Raw genomic sequence first — 24,749 nt, forward strand, 5'->3', positions numbered from 1 at the left:
GCCACGGAACTTTCTACGAGCACCGTTGTCGCCGGCGTCGCCATCAGGCGGACGCTACCGCAACACGCAGCCATTGCGCCGGTGCCGTCCACGCTGCGTTGTCGAGCACGCGCTGCCAGCCCGTGTAATTGGCCAGATAGCGGCTGGCCACACCGTTGAAGCGCCGCAGCCAAGCCTTGAAGCGGCCGTGCCACGCATTCACGCCCTGGATGTGGATGGCACCACGTGTTCGGATGCCCGCCTTGACGTTCACCGCCTCATGCGTAATGCCCGCCTGTCTGGCGAAGGTGGCATAAGCCTTGGCGGCATCGCTGATCAACAGGATGTCCGGCGCCAGCACCGCCTTCAGGTGTTCCGACAGTTGGCTGGCGCTGACCGGGCCGCGACCGGTCACGAACTCGCAGGTTTGTCGGTTACGGTCACGCGCCACAAGAATGCAGTCGAACTCCCTGCTGATCCCGCGTGTCGACGCCTTGCCACCACGCTTGCGGGGCCGGCGGTCCAGGTTTCGCGATCCTTTTTGTGATTCGAGGTGATACGTTTCGTCGGCTTCGACGATGCCGGAGAGTGTCGGCCGACGCTCCCGGCGCACGGCGGCAATAAAGCGGTGGCGCCATCGGAAGCTGGTGGACTTCGCCACGTCCACGCGCTCGGCGGCCTTGCGCACCGTGCTCGACTCGATCAGGCATTGGAAGTAAGGCAACCACTTGTCGCGCAACCGCAGCCGTGCCAGCGGCGTGCCGGTCAGCGCATTGAAGCTGCGCCGGCAGGCAGTGCAACGATAGCGTTGCAGGCCGTTCGCGTGACCGCTGCGGTGGCATCGCGTGCCGCCGCATCTGGGACAAGGCCGCTTGCCGGCAGCCTCCTCGATCAGGCGCAGCCACCGGCCAGGTTGCACGACGTTCGCCACGAAGCCTTGCAAAAGAGCGATCTCATCGTCGGAAAGCTGGAGCTGCGCCAGCGCCTTGAACACCACGTGGAACTCCATTGCGCCCATCGTCTCCTCCGCGAATACATGAAGTATCTCAACAGAAGATCAGACCGTGATTCCGCAGGGAAGTTCCCCAGCTTTACGCGCACAGCGCCAATAAAAACGGCGGCCAGCTTGCGCTGGCCGCCGTTCGATAACGCTGGAAAAGCTCAGACCGAGAACGAGGAACCGCAGCCGCAGGTGGACTGGGCATTCGGGTTCTTGATCACGAACTGGGCACCTTCCAGGTCATCCTTGTAGTCGATCTCGGCGCCGATGAGGTACTGGTAGCTCATCGAATCGATCAGCAGCTGCACGCCGTTCTTGACCATCGTGGTGTCGTCTTCGTTGACGATTTCGTCGAACGTGAAACCGTACTGGAAACCGGAGCAACCGCCACCCTGCACGAAAACGCGCAGTTTCAGGTCGGGATTGCCTTCTTCCTCGATCAGCTGGGCCACTTTATCGGCGGCGCTGTCGGAAAAGACGATCGGTGCCGGGATCACGTCTTGCGCTTCGGCTACTGCATTCATTGGAAACTCCCACTAAAAATCGTTGCGGTCATTATAGACCTTTGCGCGACGCCCTGCTCCGGCCCGCCCCATTTCTCTACGGATATGAAACACAGATGCGGCAAACACACCGCACTTCAATGGCAGAAGATCAAGGCAGCAGTGCAATCGTGTTCAAACCCAGGCTTTCCTCGAGGCCGAACATGAGGTTCATGCACTGCACGGCCTGGCCGGACGCGCCTTTCACGAGGTTATCCTGCACGACCAGCACGATGACGGTATTGCCATTGTCCGGGCGGTGGACCGCCAGGCGCAGCATGTTCGAGCCTTTCGTGGTGCGGGTTTCCGGGTGCGAGCCGAACGGCATCACGTCGATGAACTGCTCGCCCGCATAGGCATCCTCGAACAGCTTTTGCAGTTCGTCGTTGGAAATCTCCTTTGTCAGCTTGCCGTACAGCGTGGAATGCATGCCGCGGATCATCGGCACCAGGTGCGGCGTGAACACCAGCGACACTTTTTCGGACGTCAGGCGCTGCAGCTGGGCCGTGGTTTCCGGCGTGTGGCGGTGGCCGGCCACGCCGTAGGCCTTGAAGTTGTCGCTCGATTCCGAGAACAGGATACCGATCTCGGCCTTGCGGCCCGCGCCGGACACGCCGGACTTGCAGTCGGCGATCAGGTTGCCTGCATCGATCACGCCAGCCTTCAGCAGCGGCGCGAAACCGATCTGCATCGTGTTCGGATAGCAGCCCGGATTGGCGATCAGGTTCGCGCCCTTGATCTCTTCACGGTTCAGCTCGACCAGGCCATACACGGCCTGTTCCAGCAGTTCCGGCGCGGTATGGTCGATCTTGTAGGTCTTCTCGAACACGGCGCGGTCCTTGATGCGGAAGTCCGCCGCCAGGTCGATCACCTTGACACCCTTGGCCAGCAGTTCCGGCGCCTGCGCCATCGCCACGCCATGGGGCGTGGCAAAGAACACGACGTCGCATTGCGTGAGGTCCACCTTGTCCGGCGCCGAGAACGCCAGGTTCACGCGGCCGCGCAGCGACGGGTACATGTCGGCCACCGGCAGGCCATCTTCCTTGCGCGACGTGATTGCCGTCAGCTGCACTTCGGGATGGACTGCCAACAATCGCAGCAGTTCCACGCCGGTGTAGCCGGTGCCGCCGACGATGCCAACTTTGATCATGTTCTTGTTCCTTGCAAAAAAAGTGAGTGAGCGGGGATTTTAACAGTGGATGGTGACAGATGTTTTACTGATAGCACCAGGAAGCCAAAAAGCAAAAAAGCCGCTGGAAAACCAGCGGCTTCTTGTCGCAGTCCGTGCCAGCCCGGCGAACCGGGCTGCACAGGCAGGAAACGAATTAACGCTTCGAGAACTGCTTTGCGCGACGTGCTTTACGCAGGCCGACTTTCTTACGCTCGACTTCACGTGCGTCACGGGTAACGAAGCCGGCACGTGCCAGATCGCCCTTCAGTGCTGCGTCGTAGTCGATCAGGGCGCGGGTGATACCGTGGCGCACTGCACCTGCCTGGCCGGACTCGCCGCCGCCATGCACGTTCACCTTGATGTCGAAACGCTCGACGTTGCCGGTCAGTTCCAGCGGCTGACGGATCACCATCAGGCCGGTTTCGCGGGAGAAGTACTCGGAAGCAGGCTTGCCGTTCACGATGATCTGGCCGGTGCCGACCTTGATGAACACACGAGCCACTGCACTCTTGCGACGGCCGGTGCCGTAGTTGTAGTTACCGATCATGTCAGTTCCTTAGAATTCGAGTGCTTTGGGTTGCTGGGCAGCGTGCGGGTGCGAACCTTCTGCGTACACTTTCAGCTTCTTGATCATTGCATAGCCCAGCGGGCCCTTCGGCAGCATGCCTTTGACGGCCTTTTCCAGGGCGCGGCCCGGGAAACGCTGTTGCATTTTCAGGAAGTTCGTTTCGTAGATACCGCCCGGGTAGCCGGAGTGACGGTAGTACGTCTTCTCGGTGGCCTTGGTGCCGGTCACGCGCAGCTTGCCTGCGTTGATGACGACGATGAAATCACCGGTGTCGACGTGAGGGGTAAATTCTGGCTTGTGCTTGCCGCGCAGTCGGCGTGCCACTTCGCTGGCAACACGGCCGAGGACTTTGTCCGTCGCGTCAATCACGAACCAGTCGCGCTGGACTTCATGGCCCTTAGCGGAAAAAGTTTTCATGTTTGACTTCCTAATGAAGATAAAAAATAAACGCTCAAATCGGCGGTTCCGCACAGCGACGCCGTATCAGGATCGATACACAGCCGACAGCGGACGCATCCTTCTTATGACTTTTCCTGAGCGAACGGAAAGCCGGCGATTATAGCGCCCTTGCCGCGGCCGGGTCAAGCAGCGAAAGGGCCATCGACCGAATGTTGCCAACTGTTGCTTATCATGCAAAACCCGCGCTAGTATTGCTCACCGATATTGTCGAGAGGGCATGCAGTGCGATCTACCCTGGCTTTACCCCTGCTGTTCGCCGCCCAGTTCGCCCTAGCCGCCCCCGTGCCTGCATCGGCGCCGCCGCAGGCGGGCCGCACCTGCCACCTGCCCGGCGCCGAGGAAGCGCTGCGCTGCGTCAGCGTCCAGGTGCCGCTCGATTACGGCAAGCCCGGCAAGACGATCACGATTCATGCCACGATCGCCCCCGCCTTCCGCGAAGCGGCCCGTGCCGACCCGCTGTTCGTGCTGGCCGGCGGCCCGGGGCAGGCCGGCAGCGATATCCTGCCGATCGCGCAGGCGGCGATGCGCCGCGTGCGCGCCACGCGCGACATCGTGCTGGTCGACCAGCGGGGCACCGGCCTGTCCGGCAAGCTCGATTGCAAATCTCCGCCCGAAATCGACACGATGACGGAAGAACAGCTCGACGCGGACGCCAGGCGCTGCATCGGGTCGCTCGGCGTTTCCTTCAGCAGCTACACGACCGATGCCGCCGCGCGCGACATCGAACGCGTGCGGCTGGCGCTGGGCTACCGCCAGGTCAACCTCTGGGGCGGCTCGTACGGTACCCGCCTAGCGCAGCACTACGCACGCCTGTATCCGGCGAGCGTGCGCGCCATGGTGCTCGATGGCGTGGCGGCGCCGGACCAGGTGATTCCCGCCGGCGGCCGCGATGCCCAGGCCGCGCTCGAGGCCACGTTCCGCCGCTGTGAAAAGGAGCCCGCCTGCGCTCGCGCCTTCCCCGCATTGCGCACCGAGTTCGCGGAACTGGCCGCGCGACTGGCCAGGGCGCCCGTCAGGATCGAGATGGCCGATCCGCGCACGGCCGCGCTGCGCCCGGTGACCATCAGCCTGCGCCGCTTCATCGCCACCGTGCACCGCGTGCTCTATTCGCAGGCCGATGCGTACACGCTGCCGTTCCTGATCCACAGCGCGCAGGGCGGGCGCTGGGAACCGTTCATCGCCCAGAGCAACCGCGACAGCGATTTCTCTGCCGATGGCGCGATGGCCGGCCCGCTGTACCTCGCCATCGTGTGCGCCGAGGATTTCCCGCGCCTGACACCGCAACTGATGGCCGAGGACGCACGCGGCTCGTTCCTCGGCACGCCGCTGGTGACGCAACTGGCAGCGCTCTGCCCTGCCGTCGGCGTCAAGCCCGTCGCCTATGCCACGCCGGCCCGGATCGACGCGCCGGCACTGCTGCTGTCCGGCGCGCAGGATCCGGTCACGCCGCCGCGCCGCGCCGAAGCGGCGGCACGGCTGATGAAATCCGCGCAGCACCTGGTGGTGAAGAACGGCGGGCATATCGTGTCGACGCTGGGCTGCGTGCCACGGCTGATACGCGAATTCCTTGATGCGCCGGGCAAGCCCGTGGCGGCGCAATGCCTGGACGATATCCCTGCCCCCGCGTTCCAGCTGAACAGCGCCGGCCCGCAACCCTGAACAGAGCGCTACCAGATGATTGAAGTCCACGATGTGACGAAACACTTCGGCAAGGTGCAGGCGCTGGCCGGCGCCACCTTCACCGCCCGCGACGGCCAGGTGACGGCGCTGCTGGGGCCCAACGGCGCCGGCAAGACCACGCTGCTGCGCCTGCTCGTCGGCCTGCTGGCGCGCGACCGCGGCACGATCCGCATCGACGGCATCGATCCCGGCACCGACCCGCTGGCGGCGCGGCGCAGCATCGGCTTCCTGACCGACCAGTTCGGGCTGTACGAAAAGCTGTCCACCCGCGAATACCTGCGCTACTTCGGCGAACTGAATGGCATGGACCGCCGCGCCATCGACCAGCGGATCGACGAGGTCACGGCATTGCTGTCGCTCGAAGATATCCTGGAACGGCGTTCCAAGGGCTTTTCGCAGGGCCAGCGGATCAAGGTGGCGCTGGCACGCACGCTGCTTCACCGCCCGCGCAACCTGCTGCTCGACGAACCGAGCCGCGGGCTCGACGTCATGAGCACACGGGCCCTGCGCCGCGCGCTGGCTGCGCTGCGGGCGGACGGCTGCTGCGTGATCATGGCCACCCACGTGATGCAGGAAGTGACCAACTCCTGCGACGACGTGATCGTCATCGCGCGGGGCGCCACGGTGGCGCAGGGCACGCCGCAATCGCTGTGCGAACGCACCGGCATCGCCAACCTGGAAGATGCGTTCGTGAAGCTGGTCGGCACCGATGAGGGGATCTCCGCATGAAGCCCCTCGCCAAGTCCCGCATCAAGCCCCTTTTTGTTGTCGTCTTCCTCAAGGAATTGCGCGAAACGCTGCGCGACCGGCGCGCGCTTTCCCTGCTGCTGCTGTTCGTGCTGATGTACCCGGTGATGGTGGGCGGCATCCTGTCCCAGCAGATCAGCCGCGCCACGGCGACGGCCAAGGAAGGCATCGAGCTGACCGTGATCGGCGCACGGCAGGCGCCGACGCTGATGGCGCAGCTGAAGCAGAAGAACGTCAACGTGACGGAAGCGCCGCCGATGCCGGAGGAACGGATTACGGCCCTGCTGCGCTCGCAGAAGACGGCCGCGGTGCTGCGCCTGACCGACAGCTACGGCGGCGACTACCGTGCGATGCGCCCGGCGCGGCTGGAGCTGTGGTACGACTCGGCCACCGACAATGGCCGCAAGGTGCGCGATATCGAGGAAGTGCTGCGCGCCTACGGCAACACGATCGCCGGTGCCCGCCTGCTGGCGCACGGCGTTTCCCCGGCCACCCTGTTCCCCGTGCAGGTACAGCGCTACGACACCGGCACCAGCGCGTCGCGCTCGGCTTCCGTGATCGGCACGATGCTCGGCATGTTCTTCATTCCCGCGTTCTTCTTCGCCCTGAGCCCCGCCGTGGACAGCACCGCCGGCGAACGGGAACGCCGCTCGATGGAAGTGCTGCTGGCGCAGCCGGCGCGCACGATCGACCTGGTGGCGGGCAAGTGGTTCGCCGCGTCGGCGGTGGCGCTGGCCGGGCTGGTGCTGGAACTGTGCGTGGCGCACGGCGTGCTGAAATGGCTGCCGCTGGAGGAAATCGGCATGTCGTGGCGGTTGACATGGGCCGACCTGGCACTGATATGCCTGGTATCGGTGTCGCTGCCGCTGTTCGCCGCCGGGCTGGAAATCGCGCTGGCGATCAACGCGAAGACGTTCAAGGAAGCGCAGACCACGGCCAGCTTCGCCATCATGATCCCGATCGTCCCGGTGATCGTGGTGCCGATGCTGGACCTGACGACGCAGCTGTGGATGTATGTCGTGCCGCTGCTGTCGCACCAGACGCTGCTGCGCGAACTGGCCAAGGGCCAGGCCGTGGGCGCGCTGCCGTTCCTGCTGACGTTCGGCAGCAGCCTGCTGGCCGCGCTGCTGTGCATCGCCTTCACCACGTGGCGCATGCGCAGCGAGCGTTACATGATGGGCGTGTAGGTGGGCGTGTAGTTGGGCGTACAGCGGCGGAAAAAAGCCGCCTCCGGCAGCCGCGGCCGGGCTGCTTTACAATCGCACGTCAACATCGTCACAGTCATTCGGAGATTGAAATGGAAGTCAAAGTCAGCTGGAACGGCCCGTCGGGCATGAGTTTTCGCGCCCAGACGGGGTCGGGCCACATGGTCGTGATGGACGGCGCGCCGGAAGGCGGCGGCCACAACCTGGCGCCGCGGCCGATGGAAATGGTCTTGCTGGGCACGGGCGGCTGCACGGCCTACGACGTGGTGCTGATCCTGAAGCGGGGCCGCGCCGACGTGCGCGGCTGCGACGTGACGCTGCAGGCCGAGCGCGCCGATACCGATCCGAAGGTGTTCACCAGGATCAACTTCCACTTCGTCGTCACCGGCAAGGACCTGAAGCGCGAAGCCGTCGAACGCGCCGTCAACCTGTCGCACGACAAGTACTGCTCGGCCAGCATCATGCTGGCCAAGACGGCCGAGATCACGCACACGTTCGAGATCGTCGAAGCCTGAGCCGGCTTACAGCTGCCGCGGCCTGAACCCATGCCGCGCTACAGCAGCGGCGCCTTGAGTCCATTCCGCACTACAGCTGCCGCGCCTTGAAGGTATCGCACTGCGCCACGTCGCCCGACTCCAGGCCGGTGCGGAACCAGCGCGTGCGCTGGGCCGAGGTGCCGTGCGTGAAGGAATCCGGCACCACGTAGCCCTGCGCCTTGCGCTGCAGCGCATCGTCGCCGATCGCGGTGGCGGCCGACAGCGCCGCTTCCACGTCGCCCTGCTCCAGGATCTGGCGCGAGCGGTTGGCGTGGAAGGCCCACACGCCGGCAAAGCAGTCGGCCTGCAATTCCAGCCGCACGGACATCACGTTACCTTCCGCTTCGCTGGCGCTTTGCTGCGCCTGGTGCACCTGGTCGGACACGCCCAGCAGGTGCTGCACGTGGTGGCCCACTTCATGGGCGATCACGTAGGCCTGCGCGAATTCGCCGGATACCTGGAAGCGCTCCTTCATGAGGCGGTAGAACGCCAGGTCGATGTAGACCTTGCGGTCGGCGGGGCAGTAGAACGGCCCGGTCGACGACTGGCCGGTGCCGCAGCCGGTGGCGGTGCGGCCGGTGAACAGCACCAGCTTGGGTGGCTGGTACTGCGCGCCCTGGGCGCTGAACAGCGCACCCCACGTATCCTCGGTATCGGCCAGCACCGTCTTCATGAAGCGGGTTTCCGTATCGTTGGCGGTTGCCTGCGGCCCGGCAGCCTGTTGCGGCGTGCCGCCGTCCATTCCGCCCATCCCCAGCAGGGTGAGCGGATTGATGCCGAATACAAAGGAGAGGATGAGCGCGATGACGACGCCGCCGATCGACAGCGAGCCGCCGCCAAAACTGAATCCGCCGCCACCACCGCCGCCGCCGCGGCGGTCCTCCACGTTATCGCTTTCCCGGTTGCCTTCCCATTTCATATTGTTCTCCGTGATCATTTTGATCACACTATACGATGGCAAGCCACACGCACAGCGCATGTTAGCCTGAGGCAATAACGATCAGATGTGGTAGGTGGTCCCCGTCATCAGCTTCGACATCGCCGTCATGGCCACGCGCACGGGCAGCGGTGTCTGCGCGGCGCCCAATTCCTGGGCGGCCTTGCCGTGCGCAATCTCGTCGAGGCGCATCTGCTCGACGATCGCGCGCGACTTGGCGTCGTTGGCCGGCAGCGTTGCCAGGTGATTGTCCAGGTGCTTCTCGACCTGGCGCTCCGTCTCGACCACGAAGCCGAGGCTGTGCGGGTCGCCCATCTTCGCGGCCACGGTGCCCAGCGCATAGGCCCCCGCGTAGAACAGCGGCGCCAGCACGCTCGTCTGCGAATTGAGTTCCTTCAGCCGCTGCGCCGTCCAGGCCAGGTGGTCTTCTTCCTCGCGGCTGGCTTCCTCGAATTTCTCGCGCAACCTATCGCTCTTGGCAAAGCGGGCTTGCGAGTTGTACAGCGCCTGCGCCATCACTTCGCCCACGTGGTCGACGCGGATCAGGCCGGCGCTGTGCTTGCGTTCCTCGTCCGTCAGCGTGGCATCGTCCACGTGCGCGGCCGGCGTGGGGCGCGAGGCGGAAGCGACACCGGCCAGCACGCGCAAGGCCTTGTCGGTGCTGCAGATGAAACGATCGAGGGGCGTATGGAAGTGGAATTTGGAGCTCATGGCAGTCGATCCATCTTGTTCGGACAACCACGATTATAAGGGCCGGCCCCTGGCGGGCGCCGCACGATGGCCGGGACAAATCGTCCCAGTGCCCCATACTGCGGCTATTCGCCCTCCCGTGGGCAAACGATTTTGGCAGTGCCTGCTCGAAGGCGTTATTCGCCCTCTCGTGGGCAAACGATTCTGGCGGTGCCCGCTCGAGGGCGTTATGCGCCCTCTCGCAAGATCCGCTGCCGTTCGATCCAGTCGGCCACCGGGCCGCGCACGTCGAGCCCGGAGAAATCCTTGGCCACGCCCAGGTTCAGGCCCAGCAGGAACGGGATCGATTCGACCGGCACATGCGGCAGGTACTCGCCGAACGCGCGCACGAAGCGTTTTGAATCGAGGGTCTCGACCACCCCTTCCCCACTCATCCATTGCAGGATGCTGGTGATGCTGTGGCCGGGGCCGATGGAGCGGTAGATGAAGCGGTTGAAGGCCTTGTCCAGCTTCTTGAAGTCCAGCGCTTCCTTGGTCATCAGCGTGGCCAGGTAGCACAGGCCCAGGGCCAGGCGGAAAAAATCCGTGGCCTCGCTGGCCGACAGGCCGCAGCGTGTAACCGTCAGGATCTTTTCCTGCAGTGCGCTATCGAGTTTGCTGTTCTCATTGCTCATGGCACCACTATATCGCAACGCCAAACCTTTTTCCGCCTTGTCACCAACGGTCGCGCTTGCTACCCTTGGCCATTTTTTGACTCGACAGTAAGGTGACAGCAAAGGTTTCCGCCGATCCCGCATTTGCGCACTCTGGTGCCCGGAATGCGCGGAATATCGCAAGGCAGCAACCCTTATGTCGACGATTCAATACAATGCCATGAAGAGGAACGGATGGCAGCGACGCCCCATGCCGCGCCGCAATCACGAGGAGTAAGCATGGAACTACGCATCCGCAGCCTGTCGAAGACCTACGCCAACGGCGTGGTGGCGCTGGACAACATCACGCTGGCTATCCCCACCGGCATGTTCGGCCTGCTGGGCCCGAACGGCGCCGGCAAGTCGACGCTGATGCGCATCCTCGCCACGCTGCAGGAATGCGATACCGGTTCCGTGTTCTTCGGCGATCTCGACGTGCTCGACGAGAAGGATGAAGTGCGCCGCCTGCTCGGCTACCTGCCGCAGGATTTCGGCCTGTACCCGAAAGTGACCGCGTATGAATTGCTGGATCACTTCGCCGTGCTGAAGGGCCTGTCGCACCGCACGCGCCGGCGCGAGGTAGTCGACGGCCTGCTGCAGCAAACCAACCTGTTCGACGTGCGCAACCAGAAGCTCGGCACCTTCAGCGGCGGGATGCGCCAGCGCTTCGGCATCGCCCAGGCGCTGCTCGGCGATCCAAAGCTGATCATCGTCGATGAGCCCACCGCCGGCCTCGATCCACAGGAGCGGGTGCGCTTCCACAACCTGCTGTCCGATATCGGCGACGACCGCACCGTGATCCTCTCCACGCACATCGTCAGCGACGTGGCCGACCTGTGCTCGAACATGGCGATCATCAACAAGGGCCAGCTGCTGCTGACCGGCGCCACGCAGCAGCTGGTCGACGATATCAGCTGCAAGATCTGGGCGCGCTTCATCGACAAGCGCGAGCTGGCCTATTTCCAGCAGCGTCACACGATCATTTCCACCCGGCTGCTGTCCGGCCGCACGCTGATCCACGCCTACAGCGACGACGACCCGGGCGACGGCTTCGAGGAAGCCATCGGCGACCTGGAAGACGTGTATTTCGCCACCATCGCCGGCCGCCACGTGGCCGACGCGTGCGACTGAAGGGCGCCATGCTGGAGATCGCGCTATTCGAAGCGAAGCAGCGGCTGCGGCTGCTGTCGACGTGGGTGTACTTCCTGATGTTCCTGGCACTGGCGATGCTGTGGATGGCCGCCGCCGGCGGGGTCTTCAAGGAAGCGGTCGTCACGTTCGGCGGCAAGGTGCTGATCAACGCGCCACGCTCGATCATGCTGACCACGAGCGCGCTGGGCTGCCTGGGTGTGATCGTGGTGGCCGCCGTGATGGGCCGCGCGGTGCAGCAGGATTTCGAATACGACATGCACCACTTCTTCTTCTCGGCGCCGATCAGGAAGTTCGAGTACATGTTCGGCCGCTTCCTCGGCGCCTGGCTGGTGCTGGTCGTGATCTTTTCCAGCATCCTGCTCGGCAACCTGTTCGGCACGTGGCTGCCCGGCGTGGACCCGGAACGCATCGGCCCCTTCGTGCCACAGGCGTACCTGCTGCCCTGGGCGCTGATCCTGCTGCCGAACCTGTTCATCTTCGGCGCCATCTTCTACGTGATGGCGGCGCTGACGCGGCGCATGCTGCCGGTGTACATCGGCAGTGTCGTCATGCTGGTCGGCTACATCGTGGCACCGGGCCTGGCGCGCGATCTCGACTACAAGACGCTGGCCGCGCTGATCGATCCATTCGGCACCGCCGCGCTGATCCGCCTTACCGAATACTGGCCGATCGCCGAACGCAACACGCGGCTCGTGCTGCCGGAAGGCGTGTACCTGCTCAATCGCGCGATCTGGTGTTCGTTCGCGCTGGTGGCGCTGCTGCTCGGCTACTGGCGCTTCCATTTCAACGGCACCGTCGACAGCCACGGCGCGCCACGTGGCGAAGGCGACGTGCCGCTGCGGATCACGGCAACCGCCAGCCGCACCGCCGAAACCCCCGACTTCAAGGCGCGCAGCCTGACGCTGCTGCTGTTCCAGTTCAGCTGGATGAACCTGCGCGAAACGGTCAGGAACGTGTATTTCCTCGTGCTGGTGCTGGCCGGCGTGCTGCTGATGTTCGCCAGCGCGCTGGAACTGGGCTCGATGTGGGGCACCACCACCTATCCGGTCACCTACATGGTGATCGAGACGATGTCGCAGGCGTTCGCGCTGGTGATGGTGGTGGTGACCACCTTCTATGCGGGCGAAATGGTATGGCGGGAACGGGAGCACCGGATGGCGCTGATGCTCGACGCGCTGCCGGTACCGGGCTGGCTGCCCCTGGCTTCCAAGCTCACTGCGCTGGTCGCCCTGCAGGCATTGCTGCTGTTGCTGGTCATGGCCTGCGGCATGTCCATCCAGGTAGTGCGCGGCTACTTCCACCTCGAGCCGATGCAGTACCTGCACAACCTGTACGCGGTACAGCTGCCGTTCTATGCGCTGCTCGCCGTGCTGGCGATCGCGATGCAGGTGCTGATCGGCCAGAAGTACGTGGCTTTCTTCGTGATGATCCTGTACTACGCGGCCACGATCGCGATGCCCACGGCGGGCTTCGATCACCCGATGGTGCTTTACGCGTGGACGCCGCCGATGCGCTATTCGGACATGAATGGTTTCGGCCACTACCTGGTGCGCGAACACTGGTATCAGCTGTACTGGGCCGGCGCCGCGCTGATGCTGGCGGTGGCCACGCGCGTGTTCTGGCCGCGTGGCGCCAACAACGAGTGGCGCACCCGCCTGCGGCTGGCGCGCCGCGCGCTGACGTTGCCGGTACTGGCCAGCTTCGGCATCGGCCTTTCGCTGATGGTGGGCACCGGCGCGATCATCTACTGCAACCTGAACGTGGCCAACGAATTCCAGTCGCCGTTCCGGCGCGATGCCGACCGGGCCGATTACGAACGCAAGTACCAGGCGACGGCCAATGCTGCCCAGCCGCGCATCACGGACGTGAAACTACGGGTGGAAATCATGCCGGGGCGGCGGCAGCTGGTGGTCAAGGGACGCTACCTCCTGGCCAACCGCGGCGGCACACCGCTCACCACGGTCTATGTGAGCACCGATCCTCGGGCGACGCTGGCGCCGCTGCGCTTCGGTACCGCCAGCCGTGTCACGCTGGCCGACCGCGAACTGGGCTTCTACCGCTACACGCTGGCGCAGCCGCTGGCGCCGGGCGCCACGCTGGCACTGGAATTCGACATCTCCTGGGCGCCGGGCGGCTTTTTCGGCCTCGGCAAGGATACGCCCGTGGTGGCCAATGGCACCTTCTTCAACAACACGATCCTGCCGCACATCGGTTACCAGCGCGACCGCGAACTGGCCGATCCGCGCGACCGCAAGCGGCACGGCCTGCCGGCACAGGAACGGGCGTTGCCACGCGACGATCCGAAGGGCCTGGCGAACAACATGCTGGGCAGCGATGCCGACTGGGTCACGTTCGACGCCGTGATCGGCACGGATGCCGACCAGACCGCGATCGCGCCGGGCACGCTGGAAAAGGAATGGATGAAGGATGGCCGCCGCTGGTTCCACTACCGGATGGACAAGCCGATCCTGAACTTCTATTCGTTCCAGTCGGCGCGCTACGTGGTCAAGCACGACTGGTGGCAGGACGTGGGCATCGAGATCTACTATCACCCAGGCCATGAGTACAACCTGGACCGGATGACAAAGGGTGCCAAGGATGCCCTCGACTATTACACGCGCAATTTCGGCCCCTACCAGCACAAGATCGTGCGCATCGTGGAATTCCCCCGTTACCAGTCCTATGCGCAGTCCTATCCGAACACGATTCCGTTTTCGGAAGGCATGGGCTTCATTGCCGAAGTGGACGACCGCGACCCGAAGGATATCGATTATCCCTACTACGTGACCGCGCACGAGCTGGCGCATCAGTGGTGGGGCCACCAGCTGGTGGGCGGCAATACGCGTGGCGCCACGGTACTGTCCGAAACGCTGTCCGAATACTCGGCGCTCATGGTCATGAAGCGCACCTTCGGCCCCGACCGCATGCGCCGCTTCCTGCGCTACGACCTGGACATGTACCTGCATGGCCGCGCGATGGAGAACAAGAAGGAACTGCCGCTGGCGGACAACGAGGACCAGGACTACATCCATTACCGCAAGGGCAGCCTGGCGATGTACCAGCTGCAGGACATCGTTGGTGAAGACCGTGTCAACGGCGTGCTGCGCGGCTTGCTGAAGCAGTATGCCTACCGGGGCGATCCGTATCCAAGCGTGACGGCGCTGGTGGACGGCCTGCGTGCCGTGGTACCGCCCGCCCAGGCTTACCTGATCGACGACCTGTTCAATGCGATCATCCTGTATGACAACCGTGCGCTGGCGGCCACGGCGCAGCGCCGCAAGGATGGCCGCTACGAAGTGCGGCTGACGGTGCACGCGGCCAAGCTGCGTGCCGACGGGCTGGGTGCGGAAAAGGATACGCCGCTGGCCGACCTGATCGACATCGGCATCGACGACAAGGATGGCAAGCCGCTGCTGCGCGAACGCCGCCTGGTCGACCGCCGCGAGAGCACCGTCACGCTGGTGGTCAGCGGCCGCCCGGCCCGCGCCGGCATCGATCCGGACAACAAGCTGATCGATCGCAAGCCAGGCGACAACATGATTGCCGTGGAGATGACCCCGCCATGACAGCGCCGGCTTGGATGACGGCAGGCACCGATGTTTTATAGTTAAGCCGCGAACAGACCCTGGCCCTTGTCCGCGCTATGCTGGCGGCTGACTTTCACACAGGAGCCGGCAATGGGATTCGATCTCGGTAATCTGTTACAGCAATACATCGGCGGGGCCATCGACCCTGCCCGTGCGGAACAAGACTTTCCGCAGGCGGCACAACAAGCCCCGCGCGCTTCGGTGGCGCAAGGCGTCACCGAAGCACTCCGTTCCGACCAGACCCCGCCATTCGCACAGATGGTGAGCCAGATGTTCGGCCGCAGCGACCCGCAACAGCGGGCCGGCATGCTGAACCAGCTGCTGGCCAATGTCAGCCCCGCCATGCTGACGGCGCTGGCTGGCGGCATCGGCAACCTGTTCGGCCAGAATGGCCAGCCGCAGGTCACGCCGGAGCAGGCTGAAAAGATCACGCCACAGCAGGTGGAAGAAATCGCCAGCACGGCCGAACAGCACAATCCCGGCATCGTCGACCGCATCGGCGACTTCTATGCCGAGCATCCGCAACTGGTGCAGGCGCTGGGTGGCGCCGCGCTGGCGATCGTGCTGGGCAAGATCGCGCAAGCCAGCCGCAACTGAGTTACGCAACTGATGCACGCAACTAGGCCATCCTGCAACTGATCCATTTGCATCCGATCCACTTTCAAGGAGACATCACATGGGCATCCTCAGCAATATTTTCCACAAGATCTTCCCTTCGTCGCACCCTGCCGTAGCCCAGCAAAAGCAGGCGCCGGCACCGGCGCCCGCTGCGGCCCCCGCCGCCAAGCCACAGGCTGCACCGGCGGCACCGGCCACCGCGACCGCCGCCCAATCGCCGGCCGCGCCGGCACAGCCGGCAGCCTTGTCGGAAGTGGACGTGGAAGCGATCCTGAACGGCAAGGCGCAACAGGCTGGCCAGGCGCTGAACTGGCGCACGTCGATCGTCGACCTGCTGAAACTGCTGGACCTGGACAGCAGCCTGCAATCGCGCAAGGAACTTGCACAGGAGCTGAACTACACGGGTGACACCGGCGATTCGGCCAAGATGAACGTGTGGCTGCACCGGCAGGTGATGAACAAGCTGGCCGCCAACGGCGGCAAGGTCCCCGCCGACCTGAAGGACTAACGTCCCGCAGTGCGGGACGTTAGAACTGATTCGCAGTGCGGGGCGTTAAAACTGACTCGCAGCGCGCGACGTTGGAACTGACCCGCAGTGCGGAGCGCCAAACAAAAAGGGGCCACATGTGGCCCCTTTTTGTATCGGCTGATCCGCTTACTCGGTCGCCACCGCCTTCTTCGCGGCAGCCTTCTTTGCAGGCGCCTTCTTGGCGGCCGCCGTCTTGGTGGCGGCCGTCTTCGTGGCGGCTTTTTTCGCCGCCGGCTTCTTCGCCGCTGCCGCTTCTTCCGGCTGCGCTTCGGCGCCGTCCGCTACCACGGCGGCCTTGCCCTTCGCGGCCGGCTTCTCCTTGCGCGGCTCGAATTCAAAGCTGATCTTGCCATCCTTGCCGCGCACGAGGAATGCCTTGAACGGACGACGCGTACGCTGCGAGATGAAACCCGGCAGCAGGTCGGTCTTGCCTTCGTTCAGCAGCTTGGCCATCTGCTCGGGCAGTATTTCCTGCTGCAGGATGATGCGCCCGCTGCGGAAATCGCACGTCTTCGGCTTTGCCACGCTGTGCTCGCAAACATAGGCCAGGCCCATCTCGTACACGCCGCCATTGCACTTCGGGCATGGCCCCAGCGCTGTCTGGCCGGAGAAGTCGACGCCTTCGCCATCCTCGCCCTCTTCGTCGTTCTGGCCGAAGTCGAATTCGAGCTTGAAGTTGTTGATGTCCTCGTCGCGCACGATGCGCAGGATCGCGGCGAAAGGCCGGCCCATCTTCGAGCGGAAGCCCTGCAGCGGTCCGATGGTGCGGTTCTTCAGCAGCTCTTCCACTTCGGCGATCTCGAACTGCCGGCTGCCCGGCGTTTTCGACATCGAGAATTCGCATTTGGTGCAGGCGAAGCGCCGGTAGTTTTCCTTGACCACGCTGCTGCAGTTCGGGCACGGCGTGACCAGCGTTGCATACTCGCCGGGAATCGTGTCGTTGCTGTATTCCTTGGCGCGCTTGACGATAATCTGCGTCATCTGCGCGATCTCGCGCATGAACTCCTCGCGCGAGATACGGCCCTTTTCCATTTGCGAAAGCTTGTGCTCCCACTCGCCGGTGAGCTCGGGCGCGGTCAGTTCGTTCACGCCCAGGCCGCGCAGCAGCGTCATCAGCTGTGATGCCTTCGCGGTGGGGATCAGTTCGCGGCCTTCGCGGATCAGGTATTTTTCCGTCAGCAAGCCTTCGATGATGGCCGCGCGCGTGGCCGGGGTGCCGAGGCCCTTGCCGGCCATGGCATCGCGCAATTCATCCGAGTCGATCAGCTTGCCAGCGCCTTCCATCGCGGAGAGCAGTGTCGCTTCCGTATAGCGCGCGGGCGGCTTCGTCACGAGCGCGTTCGCGTTCACGTTTTCCGTGTGCACTTTCTCGCCCTTCGCCACCGGCACCAGGTTGCCGCTGCCTTCCTTGTCGTCGGTGGTGTCCTTGCCATAGACCGCCAGCCAGCCAGGGTTGGTCATCACCTTGCCTTCGGTCTTGAACTGGTGGCCCGAGACCTCGGTGAAGCGCGTGGTCACCTGGAATTCGGCGGCCGGGAAGAACACCGCCATGAAGCGGCGCGTTACGAGGTCGTACAGCTTTTGTTCCGGCTCCGACAAGCCCTTCGGCGCAATGCCGGTGGGGATGATCGCGAAGTGGTCCGAGATCTTGGTGTTGTCGAAGATGCGCTTGTTCGGCTTGACCCAGCCCTTGTCCAGGATCTGCTTGGCGAACTGGTGGTAGTTCGGATTCTGCTTCACCACTTCCAGCGTGGATTGCACGGTGGGCAGGTAATCCTCGGGAAGGTGGCGCGAATCGGTACGCGGGTACGTGAGCACCTTGTGCTTTTCGTACAGCGCCTGTGCCAGGCCCAACGTGTTCTTGGCCGAGAAGCCGAAGCGGCCGTTGGCTTCGCGCTGCAGGCTCGTCAGGTCGAACAGCGCGGGCGCCATCGATGTCGTCGGCTTCGATTCCTCGGTGACGATGCCGGGCTTGCCTTTGCACGCCAGCGCGATCGAATCGGCGGCAGCCTTGCTCCACAGGCGCTCGGCGCGTTTCTCGGGATCGTTCTCGTCCTTCTTGAACCCCGTGTCGAGCCAGCGGCCTTCGTAGATACCGGCAGCGCACACGAATTCGGCGCGCACTTCCCAGTAGTCGCGCGGCACGAATTTCTTGATCTTGTCTTCGCGCTCGACGACGATCGACAGCGTCGGCGTCTGCACGCGGCCCACGGTCGTCAGGTAGAAGCCGCCCTCTTTCGAATTGAAGGCCGTCATCGCGCGGGTGCCGTTGATGCCGATCAACCAGTCGGCTTCGGAACGGCAGCGCGCCGCGTCGGCCAGCGGCAGCATTTCTTCATCGCTGCGCAGGTGCGCAAAACCTTCGCGGATCGCGTTCGGCGTCATCGACTGCAGCCACAGCCGCTTGACGGGCTGCTTGGCCTTCGCGTTCTGCGCGATCAGGCGGAAGATCAGTTCACCTTCGCGGCCCGCGTCACATGCGTTGATCAGCGCGGTCACGTCTTTCCGCTTGATCAGTTTGTTCAGTACCTTGAGGCGGCTTTCCGTCTTGGCGATGGGATTCAGCGCGAAGTACGGCGGAATCATCGGCAGGTGCGTGAAGCTCCACTTGCCACGCTTGACGTCGAACTCTTCGGGCACCGCGATTTCCAGCAGGTGGCCCACGGCGGACGACAGCACGTATTCTTCGGATTCGAAATACTCATCGTGCTTGGTGAAGCCGCCAAGCGACTTCGCGATGTCGTTCGCGACAGAAGGCTTCTCGGCGATGATGAGGGTTTTGCTCATGATTGTTGTTCTCGGTTTGCTTTGCTCAGTTGCTGCGGGGCCTGCGTCGCGCGCGGCGCGTCGGCTGGCCTGGCCGGGGTACGGCAGGCGCATGATACATGGGCATCACGCATCGTGCCGAATTTTTCGCCCCGGGCATTTTTGTCAAGGGGCCAATCATAAGCGCGCACGCGGCAAAACCGCAAGCACACGCACCAATGCAATCCGGCCGCAAAGGCGGCCGGCGAAAGTACTTCCAGGAATGATTGCGCGCTCCGCGCGGGTGCTCCAACAAACTGCGCGCACTTGCGCATTGTTCGCGCCACCTTCAATGCCGCCGTTCAGCGCAGCGTATCAGTGCAAGAGGCGGGGAGCCTGTTCCTCGTCGGAACCAAACAGGTCGTCGAACATCAGCGCATCGGGTTCCTTGCCCTGGCTCCACAACAACATCAGCACGATGATCTTCAGCTTGCCCAGGTTGACGGGCGACTCCTCGAGCGCCAGCGCGCGCTCGATGACGATTTCACGTTGCAGCGGCGACAGTACACGCGCGCTTTCCAGGAACGCGATGAAGCCGATGGCTTGCGTGCCCAGCGCATCCTGTTCCTGTTCGACATAGAAACGCGTGCCGGTCGATACCATGGATGCCAGCTCGACATCCATTTCATCGGCCATCTCGGTCAGGTCGTTGAGCCAGACCAGCGCCTCGGAAATCTCCACGTCGTCGAAACCGACAGCGGATAGCTTCTTCGCCAACGCTGCCGGTTCAGGGCATGCGTCGGGGCGATAATAGGTCTCGTAGAGATAAACAAGGATGTCGAACATGGCGCTACTCTATCAGCATAAATCGGCGCGGCACAAGACCGCACTTCTGGTTTTCACCGTTTCAGTCGCTGAAAAACACCACCCGGCAGCCGTTCCACAACACCTGCTAACTCTAGTGCAAGCAAACTTGCCTGAGTGTCAGCCGGGTCGAGTTTCAGCCTTGCCGCCAGTTCATCGGCGGGTACTGGATCGTACGTCAATGCCGTTAACAGCACATCGGCGGCCGCCGTCAATTCTTCCAGCATCACCGTCTCGCTCGCTGCCTTCCTGATACCGAATGCTTCGAGGATATCGTGCGCGGTGTCGACCAGTCTCGCGCCATCGCGTATCAGCTTGTGACAACCTTTCGACAGTGCCGAATGGATCGAACCGGGAATCGCGAACACGTCGCGCCCCTGTTCGTTGGCAAGGCGCGCGGTGATCAGCGAACCCGACTTCTCCGTTGCTTCGACCACGAGCACGCCGCGCGACAAGCCGCTGATGATGCGGTTGCGGATCGGGAAGTATTGCTTGCGCGCGGAAGTACCGAGCGCGAACTCACTGAGCAGGCAACCGGCGTCGCGAATGCGCGCAGCCAGCGCCGCGTTCGATTCCGGATAGATCACGTCGATGCCGGTGCCCACCACCGCCACGGTCGATCCGGCGCCGGCCAGGCCGCCCTGGTGCGCGGCGGCATCGATGCCGAGCGCAAGACCCGACACGATCGTAACGCCCGCCTCCGACAAGGTGCGTGCGAAGTTGCGGGCATTGGCCATGCCTTGCATCGTGGCCTTGCGGCTGCCGACGATGCCGACCGCATTGCCTGCCGCATTGCATTTTGCATTCCATCCGTCCAGCAGTGAGAGATCACCTTGCGCGTGCAGCAGCACTGGCGGATCGGCAATCTCTTTCAGCTCCGTTGGATAGGCCGCGTCGTTCAGCGTCAGCAAATGGTTGCCGGGCTGGCTGGCCCAATGCAGCGTGGCTTCGGCAACCGCGCGCGCGCGCGCCGCGAACGGCGCGGCAAGCGCCGCTGCCGGCACCACGGCATTCACGTCGGCAAGGCGATTTTCGCGTGCCGCGTCGATCACGGCTTGTGCCGTGCCATGCGCGCGGATCAGCCGCGCCGCCGCGTGGCGCGGCAGGCCCGGCATCATCGTCAGGCGCAGCCAGGGCAACAGGGTATCAGCACACTGCGCAGCACTCTGCGCGGCGCCTTCAGGGAAAAGGGAATCCGTGGCTTGCACGGCGGGGTCACTCCGGGGTTCTGGCAACGTCGCCGACCACTACCGGTTCGGTCGCCTGCATGATCAGGCCATAGGAAACATGCTTGAACACGCGGAAGATGAACAGGCTGCCGACCTGTTCGTCCGGCAGCCTGACCTGCGGATTGCCGAGATTGTGCCAGCCCTTGCTGGCCGACCTGTCGGCTACCGTCTGCCCGACATGGTACAGCTCGAGGGTGGCACCGACGTCGAGCCCGTCAAGCTTTCCACGATTGATCGAGACCACGTGGTTCTGGCCCGCATGCACCACGCCATCGTAGATGGCGAGCACGCGCGCATTGACCGGCACGGCCGGCGGATGCGGCACGTAGTTTTGTATCGGCACGGGCTCGCTGCGCATCAGCAAGTCGCCGGCCCCCATCTCCTCCTTTGCGCCGGTGACGATGAACGTGTGCACGTCCGCACCCGGTGCCGCTTCCTTCTGCAACGCCAGCGTGCCGAGATAATGCGCTTCGTGGCCCACCACGGCCTTCGTGACCGGGTCACGCAGCGGCTTGCCGGGTCGGAAAGCCTGGAAGGACGTGGCGCCCTTCAGGTTGCCCCGCACATAGGCCTTGTCATCCTTGCCGAGGAACACCCGGTTGCCGGCGGTGGCCACGATGCGCGGCGCATCCTTCAACTCGTCCGACTCCACGATCAGCGGCTGCGCCAGGAACGGTTCGATCACGCCGGGCGGGATGGCGGGAATGGCATCCTTGCCCAGCCCTTCGGTGCGCTCGCGCGGCGACAGCCTGACAGTACCGGGCTCGGCAGGAGTCAACCTGCTGCCCAGCCGCAAGCGCCCGGCGGCGCGATCGAACCAGATGACCTGGCCGGGATAGATCCAGTGCGGATCGGCGATTTCCGCCTGGTTCAAGCCCCACACGCGGGGCCAGCACCAGGGCTTCTGCAGGAACGTTCCAGCGATATCCCACAACGTGTCGCCCCTGGCAACGGTGTGCTGGTCCGGCGCGTTCGGGCGGAACTCGCAACGGCTGTCCTGTGCCGCGGCAGACATCGCGCTCGCCCCGGAAAACGCCATGGCGAGCAACAGGCGGGTGCCGACTGTGCTAAAATTTTTCATTAAATATGTCCGTTGATTCGGCACGAAAAGCGTCCGGTTCGTGTTTGTCGATGTTGCTTCGACGCTTCTTTGTCATGCTTCCTTATGATGCTTTCTTGCACGATTTCGATTTGGTTAACGAAGTCGTCATGGAAAACAGGCAGATAAAACAAGCATACGAAGAAGTTGCCGAACGGAATCATTCTGCCTAACTTTACCCTGTGTTGACAAGCCTAAACCGCGCGACAAGCCGAACAACGCTGTAATGCGTGCCGGGCGCTTGTTCGGGCGTTGCTTTTTTGCGAGGCGTAATCATTTCGATCACGCATCCCTGAACGCCACCCTGCAGGTTTTACGTAATTCGCATCCTTTTACCAGATCATCCATGTCGAAATTGAACATCCTCCGCTATCCCGACCCGCGCCTGCACAAGGTCGCCAAGCCCGTCACCGAGTTCGACGAACGCATCGCGCGCCTCGTTGCCGACATGGCCGAGACAATGTACGACGCGCCCGGCATCGGCCTGGCCGCCACGCAGGTCGATGTGCACGAGCGCGTGATCGTCATCGATATCAGCGAAACAAAGGACCAGCTGACCGCCTACATCAATCCCGAGGTGCTGTGGGCCAGCGACGAGAAGCAGGTCTATGACGAAGGCTGCCTGTCGGTGCCCGGTATCTACGACGATGTGGAACGTCCAGCCAGGGTGAAGGTGCGCGCGCAGAATGAAAAAGGCGAGTTCTTCGAAGTGGATGCCGATGGCTTGCTGGCCGTGTGCATTCAGCATGAAATGGATCACCTGATGGGCAAGGTATTCGTCGAATACCTGTCGCCGCTCAAGCGCAACCGCATCAAGACCAAGCTGCAGAAGGAAGAGCGCGGTATCGAACGCGAGCGCCAGTTGCGCGCCGCCGGCCGCCGCTGATCGGGCGCCCGATGAAGGTCGTCTTCGCCGGTACTCCCGAGTTCGCAGCCGTGGCGCTGCGGGCCATCCACGCCGCGGGCTTTGAAATTCCCCTCGTGCTGACGCAGCCGGACCGCCCGGCCGGCCGCGGCCTGCACCTGCAACCCTCGGCCGTCAAGCAATACGCGGTGGCCCACGGCATTCCCGTGGCGCAGCCGCTGTCGCTGCGGCTGGATGCGAAAGACCCGCAGCGTGCGCAGGAGGCACAGGCCGCGCACGAATTATTGTGCGCGACCGACTACGATGCGATGGTGGTCGCCGCCTATGGGCTGATCCTGCCGCGCAGCACGCTCGACATCAAGCCCTGCATCAATATCCACGGCTCGCTGCTGCCGCGCTGGCGCGGCGCCGCGCCGATCCACCGCGCGATCGAGTCCGGCGACCATGAAACGGGCGTCACCATCATGCAGATGGAGGAAGGCCTCGATACGGGGCCGATGCTGCTGATCGAACGCACGCCGATCGGCCCGCAAGACACGACAGCCACGCTGCACGACCGGCTGGCGGCCATGGGCGCCGGCATGGTGGTGAAGGTGCTGAGCAAGATGGAACACGATGTGATCGAGGCCGTGCCACAGCCGGAGGCCGGTGTCACCTACGCCGCCAAGATCGCCAAGGAAGAAGCCGCGCTCGACTTTACCCTGCCGGCGCGCGAGCTTGGCCGCAAGATCCGGGCCTTCAATCCCTTCCCCGGCGCGCATGCCACGGTGAACGGCACGGTCATCAAGCTGTGGGGTGCCGAATCGCTGGATGCCGACAGCGCGGCGCCATCGGGCCAGGTCATTGCCGCCGATGCCCAGCATGGCATCGTGGTCGCCTGCGGCGGCGGCGCATTGCGCCTGACCGAACTGCAGAAACCGGGCGGCAAACGGCTGCCCGCCGCCGAGTTCATCAAGGGCTTCGCTCTCGAAGGCCAACGTTTCACATAACAGCGCGCAGCTATCGAACCTTGCAGTCCATGCAATGCCGGCCGCGTTTTCGTCCGTCATTGCACGACGATGTAAGCACATCGAACGGCGCCTGATTCCATTCGGCGCAATATATTTCGCTCAAGATATTTCGAATAATCTTTGAATAATCAAGGCGTTGTAATCGCACACAAACCAATCGAGAATTTGTTCCATCGCAAAGCTGGGCCAGTTAATATGTATTCTCTTCACCTTTTGTTGAGAATTGTCATGTTAAAGACTGTTGCAATCGCCATGTTACTGGCCGTCAGCTGCGGCGCTAACGCAGCTCCCACGTACAATTTTTCGTACACGGGTTTTCTGGATCAAAACACTGGAAATTTCTCGGACTCCTATCAGCTGAAAGGCTCGTTTTCGGGTAACGATGCAAACCATGACGGTTTTCTGGACAAGACGGAAATCTCCTCTTTTTTCCTGAATGGAACGGATTATATTGGCTGCGCCGCTGGCAGCAATGCGTACTACCAATGTGGCACCGACAATTTTCTCTACAAGATCGGCGGCGCGCTGGATTTTTCCGCCGGTATCGGCAGCTCTGATCCTGAAGGCTTTGTCAGCAGGGGGCATTATTTCGTCTCCGGCAGTGGCGAATTCGACTACGTGATGACGCCGTTTTCGTCTTCGGAAAGTGCCTACCTCTGGACCAGCGACACCACGTTCTCCATCGGCAAGCGCGGTTTGTACAACGCCCAGTCCAATTTCCAGGTGCACATGCTGGCCGTGCCGGAGCCGGGCACGTGGGCAATGCTGGCCACCGGCCTGCTGGTCGTCGTGGGCACGGCGCGCCGTCGCAAGGGAGCGCTGCAAGTGCGCGGCTGACCTCGTCA

At 63.5% G+C, this 24,749-nt stretch carries 23 protein-coding genes; 11 read left to right on the top strand and 12 right to left on the bottom strand.

Annotation, left to right across the window (positions count from 1 at the left end; genetic code table 11):
- Positions 1-43: 43 nt before the first annotated feature.
- The 5 genes from EWM63_RS08780 to rplM all read right to left on the bottom strand — a co-directional run bounded on the left by EWM63_RS08780 (position 44) and on the right by rplM (position 3,677).
- Positions 44-988, bottom strand: a complete 945-nt coding sequence (locus EWM63_RS08780; protein ID WP_229487812.1) for an IS1595 family transposase — start codon at positions 986-988, stop codon at positions 44-46.
- 152 nt (positions 989-1,140) lie between these two features.
- Positions 1,141-1,503, bottom strand: a complete 363-nt coding sequence (gene erpA / locus EWM63_RS08785; protein ID WP_130186193.1) for an iron-sulfur cluster insertion protein ErpA — start codon at positions 1,501-1,503, stop codon at positions 1,141-1,143.
- Positions 1,504-1,633: 130 nt separating this feature from the next.
- A complete protein-coding gene (argC, locus tag EWM63_RS08790; RefSeq protein ID WP_130186194.1) occupies positions 1,634-2,671 on the bottom strand; it encodes an N-acetyl-gamma-glutamyl-phosphate reductase in 1,038 nt (345 codons plus the stop codon).
- A gap of 175 nt (positions 2,672-2,846) precedes the next feature.
- A complete protein-coding gene (gene rpsI, locus EWM63_RS08795) occupies positions 2,847-3,239 on the bottom strand; it encodes a 30S ribosomal protein S9 (RefSeq protein WP_119811272.1) in 393 nt (130 codons plus the stop codon).
- Positions 3,240-3,248: 9 nt separating this feature from the next.
- Entirely contained in the window at positions 3,249-3,677 is a 429-nt protein-coding gene (rplM, locus tag EWM63_RS08800; protein ID WP_107140762.1) for a 50S ribosomal protein L13, read from the bottom strand.
- Positions 3,678-3,941: 264 nt separating this feature from the next.
- Between rplM and EWM63_RS08805 the strand changes: the two genes are divergently transcribed.
- The 4 genes from EWM63_RS08805 to EWM63_RS08820 all read left to right on the top strand — a co-directional run bounded on the left by EWM63_RS08805 (position 3,942) and on the right by EWM63_RS08820 (position 7,866).
- Positions 3,942-5,378 carry an alpha/beta fold hydrolase gene (locus EWM63_RS08805; protein WP_229487813.1) on the top strand — a complete coding sequence of 479 codons (1,437 nt, stop codon included), beginning with the start codon at positions 3,942-3,944 and terminating at the stop codon, positions 5,376-5,378.
- Between the two features lie 15 nt (positions 5,379-5,393).
- A complete protein-coding gene (locus EWM63_RS08810; protein WP_130186196.1) occupies positions 5,394-6,128 on the top strand; it encodes an ABC transporter ATP-binding protein in 735 nt (244 codons plus the stop codon).
- Positions 6,125-7,333 (top strand): ABC transporter permease, encoded by a 1,209-nt coding sequence (locus EWM63_RS08815; RefSeq protein ID WP_229487814.1) that lies wholly within the window; start codon positions 6,125-6,127, stop codon positions 7,331-7,333. The genes EWM63_RS08810 and EWM63_RS08815 overlap by 4 nt, the downstream gene beginning before the upstream one ends.
- 110 nt (positions 7,334-7,443) lie before the next feature.
- A complete protein-coding gene (locus EWM63_RS08820; protein WP_130186197.1) occupies positions 7,444-7,866 on the top strand; it encodes an OsmC family protein in 423 nt (140 codons plus the stop codon).
- 70 nt (positions 7,867-7,936) lie between these two features.
- Here the strand turns inward: EWM63_RS08820 and ypfJ are convergent, their stop codons facing one another.
- The 3 genes from ypfJ to EWM63_RS08835 form a co-directional block, all read right to left on the bottom strand.
- Positions 7,937-8,806, bottom strand: a complete 870-nt coding sequence (ypfJ, locus tag EWM63_RS08825) for a KPN_02809 family neutral zinc metallopeptidase (RefSeq protein WP_130186198.1) — start codon at positions 8,804-8,806, stop codon at positions 7,937-7,939.
- A gap of 81 nt (positions 8,807-8,887) precedes the next feature.
- Positions 8,888-9,535 carry a 2-polyprenyl-3-methyl-6-methoxy-1,4-benzoquinone monooxygenase gene (gene coq7, locus EWM63_RS08830; RefSeq protein ID WP_130186199.1) on the bottom strand — a complete coding sequence of 216 codons (648 nt, stop codon included), beginning with the start codon at positions 9,533-9,535 and terminating at the stop codon, positions 8,888-8,890.
- Positions 9,536-9,741: 206 nt separating this feature from the next.
- Entirely contained in the window at positions 9,742-10,188 is a 447-nt protein-coding gene (locus tag EWM63_RS08835; protein WP_130186200.1) for a hypothetical protein, read from the bottom strand.
- A gap of 258 nt (positions 10,189-10,446) precedes the next feature.
- On the opposite strand from EWM63_RS08835, the gene EWM63_RS08840 reads away from it, so the two are divergent.
- The 4 genes from EWM63_RS08840 (at position 10,447) to EWM63_RS08855 (ending at position 16,071) form a co-directional block, all read left to right on the top strand.
- The gene (locus tag EWM63_RS08840) at positions 10,447-11,337 is read left to right on the top strand and encodes an ABC transporter ATP-binding protein (RefSeq protein WP_130186201.1); all 891 of its coding nucleotides are present in this window, start codon (positions 10,447-10,449) and stop codon (positions 11,335-11,337) included.
- Positions 11,328-14,924: an ABC transporter permease/M1 family aminopeptidase gene (locus tag EWM63_RS08845; RefSeq protein ID WP_307720843.1), complete on the top strand. Its 3,597-nt coding sequence runs from the start codon at positions 11,328-11,330 to the stop codon at positions 14,922-14,924. Before EWM63_RS08840 ends, EWM63_RS08845 begins: the two co-directional genes overlap by 10 nt.
- Positions 14,925-15,035: 111 nt before the next feature.
- Complete coding sequence (locus EWM63_RS08850) at positions 15,036-15,542, top strand: hypothetical protein (RefSeq protein ID WP_130186203.1); 507 nt, start codon at positions 15,036-15,038, stop codon at positions 15,540-15,542.
- Between the two features lie 79 nt (positions 15,543-15,621).
- Positions 15,622-16,071, top strand: a complete 450-nt coding sequence (locus EWM63_RS08855; protein ID WP_130186204.1) for a DUF3597 domain-containing protein — start codon at positions 15,622-15,624, stop codon at positions 16,069-16,071.
- A 147-nt stretch (positions 16,072-16,218) separates the two neighbouring features.
- On the opposite strand, the gene EWM63_RS08860 is transcribed toward EWM63_RS08855, so the two are convergent.
- From EWM63_RS08860 to EWM63_RS08875, 4 genes are all read right to left on the bottom strand, one after another.
- Positions 16,219-18,879: a DNA topoisomerase III gene (locus tag EWM63_RS08860; RefSeq protein ID WP_130186205.1), complete on the bottom strand. Its 2,661-nt coding sequence runs from the start codon at positions 18,877-18,879 to the stop codon at positions 16,219-16,221.
- 333 nt (positions 18,880-19,212) lie between these two features.
- A complete protein-coding gene (locus EWM63_RS08865; protein ID WP_130186206.1) occupies positions 19,213-19,683 on the bottom strand; it encodes a Smg family protein in 471 nt (156 codons plus the stop codon).
- Between the two features lie 53 nt (positions 19,684-19,736).
- A complete protein-coding gene (gene dprA / locus EWM63_RS08870; RefSeq protein WP_229487815.1) occupies positions 19,737-20,753 on the bottom strand; it encodes a DNA-processing protein DprA in 1,017 nt (338 codons plus the stop codon).
- A 163-nt stretch (positions 20,754-20,916) separates the two neighbouring features.
- Entirely contained in the window at positions 20,917-22,011 is a 1,095-nt protein-coding gene (locus tag EWM63_RS08875) for a LysM peptidoglycan-binding domain-containing protein (RefSeq protein WP_130186207.1), read from the bottom strand.
- A 364-nt stretch (positions 22,012-22,375) separates the two neighbouring features.
- On the opposite strand from EWM63_RS08875, the gene def reads away from it, so the two are divergent.
- The 3 genes from def to EWM63_RS08890 all read left to right on the top strand — a co-directional run bounded on the left by def (position 22,376) and on the right by EWM63_RS08890 (position 24,741).
- Positions 22,376-22,915: a peptide deformylase gene (gene def / locus EWM63_RS08880; RefSeq protein ID WP_130186208.1), complete on the top strand. Its 540-nt coding sequence runs from the start codon at positions 22,376-22,378 to the stop codon at positions 22,913-22,915.
- A gap of 11 nt (positions 22,916-22,926) precedes the next feature.
- Positions 22,927-23,883 carry a methionyl-tRNA formyltransferase gene (gene fmt / locus EWM63_RS08885; protein ID WP_130186209.1) on the top strand — a complete coding sequence of 319 codons (957 nt, stop codon included), beginning with the start codon at positions 22,927-22,929 and terminating at the stop codon, positions 23,881-23,883.
- 249 nt (positions 23,884-24,132) lie between these two features.
- A complete protein-coding gene (locus tag EWM63_RS08890) occupies positions 24,133-24,741 on the top strand; it encodes a PEP-CTERM sorting domain-containing protein (RefSeq protein WP_207221264.1) in 609 nt (202 codons plus the stop codon).
- Positions 24,742-24,749 lie beyond the last annotated feature (8 nt).

It is taken from the genome of Pseudoduganella lutea, assembly GCF_004209755.1.
In the GTDB taxonomy this organism is placed as follows: Bacteria; Pseudomonadota; Gammaproteobacteria; order Burkholderiales; family Burkholderiaceae_D; genus Rugamonas; species Rugamonas lutea.